The following is a 9,551-nucleotide window of genomic DNA, read 5'->3' on the forward strand; positions in this document are numbered from 1 at the left end:
GTCCCGAATTGCCGAGGATCAGCACGCCGCCATTGCCCGCGGCGACGCAGCTGGCGTGGATATTGACGGTATCGGTTCTGGTCCGGCTCGGAAGCATGGCGCATGGCTTACCGGCGACGGTGCGGGGCCGCAAGGCGATAGGATGACGGCGTCAGCCCGCCTCGTTCCCGCCGTCGCGCGCGGGCAGGGTGATGAGCAGGCTGGCGCCGGGTTTTCCGTCGTCGCGATCCTTGGCGTTGATCGTCCCGCTATGCCCCTCGACGATCGTCCGTGCGATCGCGAGGCCCAGCCCGCTGTGGCGACCGAAGGCTTCGCCGGCGGGCCGCTCGCTGTGAAAACGGCGGAAAATTGCGTCGCGCTGGGTGGGGTCGATGCCCGGACCATCATCATCGACCTTCACATGCACCTCGTCGCCGAGGAGCGTCGCCGAGATGCACACGAGGCCGCTATCGGGCGAGAAGCTGATCGCATTGTCGATGACATTGTCGATCGCACGTTCGAGCCGGTGGCCGTCGCCCATGACCACGGTCGTGCCCTTGCGCGGGCGCGCGAAGGCGATGCGCGGATGCGGTGCATCGGCATCGATACGCGCCGCGCGCGCTGCGAGCATCGATTCGATCATGATGCCGACGTCGATCGGTTCGAACAGGGTGCGCGACAATTGCGCGTCGACGCGGCTCGCTTCGCTGATGTCGTTGACCAGCCGGTCGAGCCGGCGGACATCCTCGTCGGCGATCGCAAGCAGTTGCGCCCTTTGCTCGTCGCTCTTGACGCGACCCAGCCCCTCGATCGCCGAGCGCACCGAGGCGATCGGGTTCTTGAGCTCGTGCGTCACGTCGGCGGCGAAATGCTCGCCCGCGTCGATGCGCTCGCGCAGCGCCTGAGTCATGTCGCTGAGCGCGCGCGCGAGCGTGCCGATCTCGTCGCGGCGGCTGGGCAGTCGCGGGACGACCACCTCGCGCGCGCGACCGAGCCGGACGCGCACCGCGGCGCGCGCGAGGCGTCGCAGCGGACGGACGATCGTGCGCGCGAGGAAGAGCGAAAGCAGCACCGACGCCATCAGCACCATCGCGACGACGACGGCGATGCGAAAGCGTTCGGCGCGCACGGTGCGCGTGATGTCGCGCGCGTTGAGTGTCATCAGCACCGTCTGCGGGGTTTCGAGATCGACCACGCGCGCGGCGCTCAGCAGGGGGGTGCGCTCGGGCGCGTAGCGGAATCGACTCGACGCGAGCCCGCTCGACTGCGCCTCGACCACCTCGGGCCACGCCTTCGCACTGTCGATGCGCGGTTCCTCGAACTCGGGATAGCTCGGTGCGCCGACGATCCAGTCGATGCCGCGATCCATCGCGCGGGCGGCATCGCGTTTCCACGGCTGCAGGTCGGGGTCGCGCAGCGTATAGGTCGGCGGCCCCGTCCCGAAGCTGTCGGAGATACGCCGGCCGTCGGCGGCATAAAAGCGGAGCCGCGATTCGGTCGCTTCGGCGAATTCGCTGATCAGCCGCCCGCGCTGGTCCGGCCGCGCGGCCTCGAGCGCGCTGTCGAGCATCGCGAGCTGATCCTTCATCACGTCGATGCGCGTATCGACCAGCCGGCTGCGATAGGTGTCGAGATAATAGAAGCCGCCCGCGAGAAGCGCGACCGCGAGGATGTTGACCGCGAGGATGCGTGTCGTGAGCGACCAGCGCGCCGACCACACCAGCGGCGATTCCTCCTGCTCGGCGACGCTGGCGTCGGGTTTGAGCACGTCAGCTTTCATCGGCAAAGCGATACCCCGCGCCATAAAGGGTTGCGATCGCGTCGAATTCGGGATCGACCTCGCGGAACTTGCGCCGCAGCCGCTTGATATGACTGTCGATCGTACGGTCGTCGATATAGACATCGTCCTGATAGGCGGCGTCCATCAGCTGGTTGCGGCTGCGCACGATGCCCGGACGCGCGGCGAGCGTCTCCAGGATCAGGAATTCGGTGACCGTCAGCGTGACGTCCTTGCCGTCCCAAGCGACCTTGTGCCGCGCGGGATCCATTTGCAGCCGCCCGCGCGTGATCGGTTCGGCGACGGGTTCGTCGTCCTCGCTCGGCGCGCTGCGGTTGAGTTCGACGCGGCGGAGGATGGCGCGGATGCGCGCGATGACGAGGCGCTGCGAAAAGGGCTTGGCGATATAGTCGTCGGCGCCCATCGCGAGGCCCAGAGCCTCGTCGATCTCGTCGTCCTTGCTCGTCAGGAAGATCACCGGCAGCTGGCTCTTTTCGCGCAGACGCCGCAGCAGTTCGAGCCCGTCCATGCGCGGCATCTTGATATCGAAGACGGCGAGGTCGGGCGGATTGTCGATCAACGGCCTCAGCGCCGCCTCGCCATCCGAATAGACGCGCGTCACAAAGCCTTCGGCCTGAAGCGCGATGGACAAGGATTGCAGGATATTGCGGTCGTCGTCGACCAGCGCGATGGTTGCCGTCATGCTCTTTCCATTTGGCGGGCCCGAGGGAGCGATTAGCCTATCCGGCGGGCAGCGACAACATCGCGGCGTTGTCACCGGTTCCCTTCCCGCACGTTCGCCGCAAGCCCCGCGCACCTCCGCTTTAATCTTTTGACCTCCCCCGCCAAGCGGGCTAACGCGGCCGGGATTTCGGAATCGGCGGACACGTCGGCACCCATGCAGATGCGGGCCAGCCCATTAGCTCGCTAAGCATTGCATAGGTATGCAACGCCGCCGCCGGACAAGGAAAGGCGAAGCGAATGACCAAGGTTGTGATCGGCACCGACACCGTCGGGACGAAGGCGGATGTGGCCGAAAACTGGGGCACGTCGGCTCTGATAGAGGACGCCGTCCGTCACAATGAGGGTCTGCTCGCCAAGGACGGCCCGCTCGTCGTCGCGACCGGCAAGCACACCGGCCGCAGCGCGAAGGACAAGTTCATCGTTCAGGATGACGAGACGCGCGACACCATCTGGTGGGGCAAGACCAACGTGGCGATGACACCCGATCATTTCGCGGCGCTGAAGGCCGATTTCTTCGCCTATCTTGCGGAACGCCCGCGCCTCTATCGCCAGCAGCTCTTCGGCGGCTCGCAGCCCGAACATCGCGTCGCGGTGCAGGTTGTCACCGAATATGCATGGCACAGCCAGTTCATCCGCACGCTCCTCTGCCGTCCCACCGCCGATGAGCTCGCGAATTTTGCGGCGGAATATACGATCGTCGATCTGCCGAGCTTCCGCGCCGACCCCGCGAAGCACGGCACGCGCACCGAAACCGTCGTTGCGGTCAACTTCACCGAGAAGCTCGTGCTGATCGGCGGCACCGCCTATGCCGGCGAGATGAAGAAGTCGGTGTTCGGCATCCTCAACTATCTGCTTCCCGTGAAGGGCGTCATGCCGATGCACTGCTCGGCGAACATTGGCCCGAACGGCGACACGGCGGTCTTCTTCGGTCTGTCGGGCACGGGCAAGACGACGCTGTCGGCGGACGCCTCGCGCACGCTGATCGGCGACGACGAGCATGGCTGGTCGGACACCGCCGTCTTCAATTTCGAGGGCGGCTGCTACGCCAAGATGATCCGCCTCTCGCCCGAAGCCGAGCCCGAGATTTTCGCGACCACGAAGCGCTTCGGCACGGTGCTCGAAAATGTCGTGATCGACCCGGAAACGCGCGAACTCGATTTCGACGACGCGAGCCTCGCCGAGAACAGCCGCGGCAGCTATCCGATCGACTTCATTCCGAACGCATCGGAAGCAAATATGGGGCCGGTGCCGCAGAACATCATCATGCTCACCGCCGACGCTTATGGCGTGCTGCCCCCGATCGCGAAGCTGACTCCCGATCAGGCGATGTATCACTTCCTGTCGGGTTACACCGCGCGCGTCGCGGGGACCGAGATCGGCGTGACCGAGCCCGAGGCGACCTTCTCGACCTGCTTCGGTGCGCCCTTCATGCCGCGCCATCCGTCGGTGTACGGCAACCTGCTGAAAGAACGCATCGCGAGGGGCGGGGTCCAGTGCTGGCTCGTCAACACCGGCTGGACCGGCGGTATGGCGACGATGGACGGTATCAAGCGCATGCCTATCAAGGCGACGCGCGCGCTGCTCAATGCCGCGCTCGACGGCAGCCTGAACGACGCCGAGTTCCGCAAGGATCCGAATTTCGGTTTCATGGTTCCCGTCACGGTTCCGGGCGTCGACAGCGGGCTCCTCGATCCGCGCGAAGCGTGGGCCGACAAGGCGGCATACGACCGCACGGCGCAGACGCTCGTCGGGCAATTCATCGACAATTTCGCGCACTTTGCGGACCATGTCGACGAAGGCGTCCGCCAGGCCGCGCCGCAGGCGGCCGTCGCAGCATAATTGACCCGGATCGCTTCCGGGTGCTCATTCACCCGGAAGGACCGGACCAATGACCACCGAATATAAACCGCGCCTGTTCGGGCGCGACGAAGATATCCGTGCGATCGGCGAAGGGCTGCTGGCGTGCACCCTCCCGCGCGAAGTCTGGACGCACGAGGCGCATCTGGGCGCGTGTCTATGGTTGCTCAGCGAGCACCCGGAGATCGACGTCGATACCGAGATCGGCGGCATCATCCGCCGCTTCAACGAAAGCGTCGGCGGGGTGAACGACGATATGCAGGGCTATCACGACAGTATCACGCGCGCCTATGTCGCGGGCGTGCGGCTGTTCCTTGCAAAAACGGCCGAGACGGGGCTGGCGGTGCGCGTCAACGCGCTGCTGCTTTCGGACATGGGGCGCCGCGAATGGCCGCTCCGCTTCTACAGTCGCGAACTGCTCTTTTCGGTGCCGGCGCGGCGCGGCTTCGTCGAACCCGACCTCGCGCCGTTCCCCATGCTTAAAGCCTGATCCCCGGCGTCCAGCCGCTTTCCGCGAGGAAGGCGGCGGGGTCGCGCATCTCGATGATCTCGCGGATCGCCGCCGCCTTGTCGGTCGCGCGCTGGTAATGGGCCTTCGCGACGCGATAGCCGACCCAATAGCCAAGGTCGCCCGGCCAGCCGTCGGAGCCCTTCTGGTTGTACAGCCAGCGCGAGCCGATCGCCTTTTGGTCCTTTTCGGCGAGAAAGGCCGTCTCCAATTCCTTCTCGCGACCCTTGGCCCATTGGTGGAGCAGGGGGTAGCCGACCGAGCCGGTCATCCGCTCGGCGACAAATTCGGCAGCGCCCTCGACGAGCGCGGCGCGCAGAACCGATTCCTCGCGATCCTCGACCTGCGCCAGCGGTTGCTGCGCATGAACATATTCATGCCCGATGATGTGGACGAAGCGGTCCTCATCGTCGGCTTCGATGAATTTGGCGGCGCACAGGGCTTCGAGACCGATGTAGAGCCCGTTCGCATTGGCGGTCCCTGCGGTCGTTGCGCGGCCTATGGCGATGGTGATCGGCGGGAATTTCGCGGCGGGATAAATCTGTGCGAGGTGGTCGGTCGCGGCAACGAGGCGCCTGCGAACATCGGGAAGCTTGGTCGCGCAACCCCGCGCGTCATCGAAGACCTGGCGTTTGTCGCGCAGCACGGCCGCGAGCTTTTCCGGCGTGATGCGGCGCATCACCATGAATTCCGCGAGCCCCGGTGAAGGGGCGGCGAGATAGCGCGCCGCCACTGTCTCGGGCTGCGTTGCAAGCGCGGGATCGTCATATAGCGCGTAGAAGCGATCAACATCCGTCGTCACAATAGTGACGCGCGTTGCGCCGTGCGGTTCGGCAGCTTCATGGGCGTTGCCCGGCAGCGCTGCGAGCAGCGCCATGCCGGACAGGATTTGCATCGTGCGGCGCAATCTCACGCCTTCGCCCCCGCGACATAGGCCGCGACATTCTGTGCCAGCACGTCGAGCGGGACGTTGCCGCCCTCGACGACGACTTTGTCGAAATCGCGCAGGTCGTATTTCGCCCCGAGCGCAGCCTGCGCCAGCCCGCGCTGGCGGACGATCTCGCTGTGCCCGACCTTGTATCCGCAGGCCTGCCCGGCCCAACTGCAATAACGGTCGACCTCGCTTGCGACCTCGAGCGGGTTCGAGCCGTTTTCCTTGACGAAAAAGTCGACGCCCTGCTCGCGCGTCCAGCGCTTGGCGTGGAGACCGGTGTCGACGACGAGGCGGCAGGCGCGGAACGCCAGCGACTGGAGATAGCCGAGGCGGCCCACTTCGAAATCGTCGTAAAGGCCAAGCTCGTCGGCGAGCTGTTCGGCGTAGAGCGCCCAGCCTTCGGAATAGGCGTTGAATGCGAGCATCGTACGGATGAGCGGCATCCGGTTCGCATATTCGCCCTGCCACACATGTCCCGGGATTGCCTCGTGCATTGCGAGATCGGGAAGCGAATATTTGCTGTGGAGTTCGGTGGTGCGCAGATTGATCCAGAATTTGCCCGGAACGCTCCCGTCGATCGACCCCGCGCCGCCATAGGCCGCGGGCGCGCCGGGCTCCTCGGCGAGCGGCAGGCGCTTCACCTCGACATTGCCTTTCACCAACGTGCGGAAGGCGCGCGGCAGTTCGGCGCGGATCTTGCCGAGCCAGGTCTGGATATAGGCGACGATCTCGGCGCGGCCCTGATCATTGTCGGGGAATTTATACTTGGGGTCCCTGGCAAGCGCATTCATCCGGTCGCCGACCGAACCCTGCGTATAGCCCAGCTTCCCGAGGATCGGGTCCATCCGGCCGTGGAGCTCGGCGAGTTCCTCGCGGCCCATCGCGTGGATCTCGTCGGGGGTCATGCGCGTGGTGGTCGAGGCGCGGAGCCCCCATGCATACCATTCGTCGCCGCCCGGACGCGCCCACATGCCGGCGTCCATCGTCGCCTTCGGCCGCTGCGCCTTCAACTCGGCGAGCTGGCGTTCGAGCGCTGCGGCGACCGGACCCTCTACGATCTTAGCCGAACGCGCCGACCAGTCGCCGGCGATCTTCGCTTCGCCGGTGCGGCGGACGAGGCTTTCGACCATCGACCCGCCCGCCTTGGCGTCGGCGACCGTCGCTTCCATCTGTTTGATCGCCTTGTCGATCAGGAAGGCCGGGGCGATCAGCCCTTGTCCGCCCGCGGCCTTCAGTCGTGCGGTCTCGCCGTCGAGCACGCCGGGAAAGGCATTGAGGCGCGAGAGATAGGCTTCGGCGTCGGCCGACGACTTCACCGGATGATCGCTGTCGAGGAATTTGGGGACGTCGAGATAGGCGCCGACATTCTGGATCACGACATAGGGCGTGTTGCGCCAGCCGCCGATCGCGACGTCGCCATAGGGCAGGGCGAAGCCCGCGAGCGCGACGTCATAGGCGCTCTCGACGACCGCGAGGCTGGTGCGCGTCGCATGGTCGAGCCCGGTCCTGTCGAAAGCGCGGACGCGCGCGAGGTCGGCTTTCAGCGTATCGGCGAGCGCCCTGACGCCCGCCGCCGAGCGGTCGCCGAGTTCGCCGCGCATCTTCGCGCGCGCGCCGGTGTCGATGCCGAGCGAGGTCGCGCCCTCGGGCGATCGTGCAAGCAGGTTGTCGGCAACCGAGTCGAGCAGCTTCTGTGCGTCGCTCTCGGGTCCGGTCTGCAAGGCTGCGGCGGGGCCGGCGATCGCGAGGCTCGCCCCGCCCGCGCCGAGCGTGGCGAGCGTTTGGCGGCGGCTGACGGGGATGGAAAGCGGATGTTGCACTGGCGGCTCCCTGCGACTTGTTTCTTGTGAAACCTGTCTAGGGGGCACGGCGCGCCGGTCAACGAAAAGGGGGCGGAAAAGCCGATGCTAGCCCGCCCCCTGTCGAAAATTATGGACCGTCTATCAGTCGGTAAGGTCGGCGGGTACCTTGCCGCCGTTCGCGGCGAGTTCGCGCATCACGGCCTTGTGCAGCCAGATGTTCATTTCGGCGCTGCCGTCGAGTTCACCGGTATAGCCGAGTTCCTGCGCCAGCTCCTTGCGGTTGGCGAGGCTCGAATCGATGCCGAGCAGCTTCATCAGGTCGACGATCGATGTGCGCCAGTTGAGATCCTGCCCGGCGTTCGCGGCCTCGGCGGTGAGGATGGCGTCGACGTCGACCGGTGCTGCCGCGGCCGCCGCCATCGCCTGCGTCGCGGCGTCGAGCGCGGTGCCGACGGGGCTGGGTGCGGCTGGAGCGGCGGGTTCTGCAGCGACGGCCTTTTTGCCGAAAATGGCGTCCTTGATCTTGCCGAAAATGCTCATTGTACAAGCTCCCACTAGAAACCGCGTCTCGACCCGACAGGCGAGTCGCACAGTCGCAGGCTAGGACTATGCATTTGAGAATGACAGTCAAATGAACGACTCCTCCTCTTCTCCCCTGCTGCTATACTCCTTCTTATCGGCACGGCGTCCGGTCCGTGTTGAAGCGGGAGTATGACGACATGAATCTCACCGACATATTGGCGCAGGCCGGCGGCATCGAATCCATGGCGAAGGAGTTGGGCATCCCCCCCGCCATGGCGAAGCAGGGCGCCGATGCGCTGCTTCCCGCGATCCTCGGCGGCTTCAAGAAGCAGGCGCAAGCGGGCGGCGGGGGCGCCGAAGGACTCGGGGCTCTCGGCGGACTGCTCGGCCAGCTCGGCGGCGGCGGCCTCCTCGACTCGGTGCTCGGATCGCAGCCCACTCCGGTGAGTCAGGGCAATGAGGTGCTCGGTCAGATTTTCGGATCGAAGGATGTCAGCCGCTCGGTCGCCGGGCAGGCGGCGGCGCAGACCGGGATCGACACGGGCATTCTCAAGCAGATGCTGCCGATGCTGGCGATGATGGCGGCGGGTTATATGGCGAAGCAGGGCGGACAGGGTGGCGCCGGCGGCGGCCTTGGCGGCATGCTCGGCAATGTCCTTGGCGGTGCGCTGGGCGGCGGCACCGCGCCGTCGGCTGGCGGTCTCGGCGGAATCGGCCAGATGCTCGACATGGACGGCGACGGCAATCCGCTCGACGACATCATGGGCATGGTGAACAAGATGCGCGGATAAGCGGCGGCCCCTCCCGCTTGGGAGGGGCGCGCTTACGCTGCGATCAGGCGCAATTCCTCGCGGAAATCCTCGTCCACCCCGATGCGGCTTCGCATCGGGGTGACGCTGCTATCGACGTCGGCGTCGCCTTCCTCGAACAGGGCGCACGCCGCTTCGCCGCCGCGGGCGAGGCTGTAGCGCTGCGTCACACGGCCGGTCGGCCTGAACCCGAGCTTGCGCAGCACTGCGCCCGACGCCGGATTGTCGAGGAAATGGCCCGCCGACAGCTTCGGCAGGTTCATCGCGCGTGCGATATGGACGAGCTGACGCCCCGCCTCGGTCGCGAAACCGAGGCCCCAATAGGCGCGCGCGATCCAGTAACCCATTTCGGAATCGCCCTCCGGACCCGGCGAAATGCCGCAGCCGCCGACGAGGCGGGGCGCGCCGCCGGTGCGCGCGAAGATAAGGAAGCGCGGCTGGTCGGGGTCGATCGGCTTGCTGAGGAATTCCCGCGCCTGCGCCTCGCCATAGGGCCAGGGCGCGGTCGCGAGATTGCGGACCACCGCTTCCTCGCCGATTGCCTGGGCAAGCGCCGGGGCATCCTCCAGCCAGCCGGGCCGCAGCAACAGTCTTTCGGTACGCGCGAACATGTCTTCTA

9 protein-coding genes are annotated in these 9,551 nt (G+C 66.3%); 3 read left to right on the top strand and 6 right to left on the bottom strand.

Features of this window, described 5'->3' with window-relative positions; all coding sequences use genetic code 11:
• Window positions 1-151: 151 nt before the first annotated feature.
• Both JHC57_RS18535 and JHC57_RS18540 read right to left on the bottom strand, forming a co-directional pair.
• Window positions 152-1,759, bottom strand: a complete 1,608-nt coding sequence (locus JHC57_RS18535; protein WP_294031894.1) for an ATP-binding protein — start codon at window positions 1,757-1,759, stop codon at window positions 152-154.
• Window positions 1,749-2,459 (bottom strand): response regulator transcription factor, encoded by a 711-nt coding sequence (locus JHC57_RS18540; RefSeq protein WP_294031896.1) that lies wholly within the window; start codon window positions 2,457-2,459, stop codon window positions 1,749-1,751. Before JHC57_RS18540 ends, JHC57_RS18535 begins: the two co-directional genes overlap by 11 nt.
• A 278-nt stretch (window positions 2,460-2,737) precedes the next feature.
• Between JHC57_RS18540 and JHC57_RS18545 the strand changes: the two genes are divergently transcribed.
• Together JHC57_RS18545 and JHC57_RS18550 are read left to right on the top strand one after the other, a co-directional pair.
• Window positions 2,738-4,339, top strand: a complete 1,602-nt coding sequence (locus JHC57_RS18545; protein ID WP_294031898.1) for a phosphoenolpyruvate carboxykinase — start codon at window positions 2,738-2,740, stop codon at window positions 4,337-4,339.
• A gap of 49 nt (window positions 4,340-4,388) precedes the next feature.
• The gene (locus tag JHC57_RS18550; protein ID WP_294031899.1) at window positions 4,389-4,847 is read left to right on the top strand and encodes a hypothetical protein; all 459 of its coding nucleotides are present in this window, start codon (window positions 4,389-4,391) and stop codon (window positions 4,845-4,847) included.
• Here the strand turns inward: JHC57_RS18550 and JHC57_RS18555 are convergent.
• The 3 genes from JHC57_RS18555 to JHC57_RS18565 form a co-directional block, all read right to left on the bottom strand.
• A complete protein-coding gene (locus tag JHC57_RS18555; RefSeq protein ID WP_294031901.1) occupies window positions 4,837-5,760 on the bottom strand; it encodes a DUF2268 domain-containing putative Zn-dependent protease in 924 nt (307 codons plus the stop codon). The genes JHC57_RS18550 and JHC57_RS18555 overlap by 11 nt on opposite strands.
• A gap of 14 nt (window positions 5,761-5,774) precedes the next feature.
• Window positions 5,775-7,619: a DUF885 family protein gene (locus JHC57_RS18560; RefSeq protein ID WP_294031903.1), complete on the bottom strand. Its 1,845-nt coding sequence runs from the start codon at window positions 7,617-7,619 to the stop codon at window positions 5,775-5,777.
• A 123-nt stretch (window positions 7,620-7,742) separates the two neighbouring features.
• Window positions 7,743-8,141 (bottom strand): DUF3597 domain-containing protein, encoded by a 399-nt coding sequence (locus JHC57_RS18565; RefSeq protein ID WP_039577117.1) that lies wholly within the window; start codon window positions 8,139-8,141, stop codon window positions 7,743-7,745.
• Window positions 8,142-8,320: 179 nt separating this feature from the next.
• Here JHC57_RS18565 and JHC57_RS18570 point away from each other — a divergent pair, with 179 nt between their 5' ends.
• Window positions 8,321-8,914 (top strand): DUF937 domain-containing protein, encoded by a 594-nt coding sequence (locus JHC57_RS18570; RefSeq protein WP_294031907.1) that lies wholly within the window; start codon window positions 8,321-8,323, stop codon window positions 8,912-8,914.
• Window positions 8,915-8,946: 32 nt separating this feature from the next.
• Here the strand turns inward: JHC57_RS18570 and JHC57_RS18575 are convergent, their stop codons facing one another.
• A complete protein-coding gene (locus JHC57_RS18575) occupies window positions 8,947-9,543 on the bottom strand; it encodes a GNAT family N-acetyltransferase (protein WP_294031909.1) in 597 nt (198 codons plus the stop codon).
• Window positions 9,544-9,551: the final 8 nt, after the last annotated feature.

The sequence above is a fragment of the Sphingopyxis sp. genome (assembly GCF_016463645.1).
GTDB lineage: Bacteria > Pseudomonadota > Alphaproteobacteria > Sphingomonadales > Sphingomonadaceae > Sphingopyxis.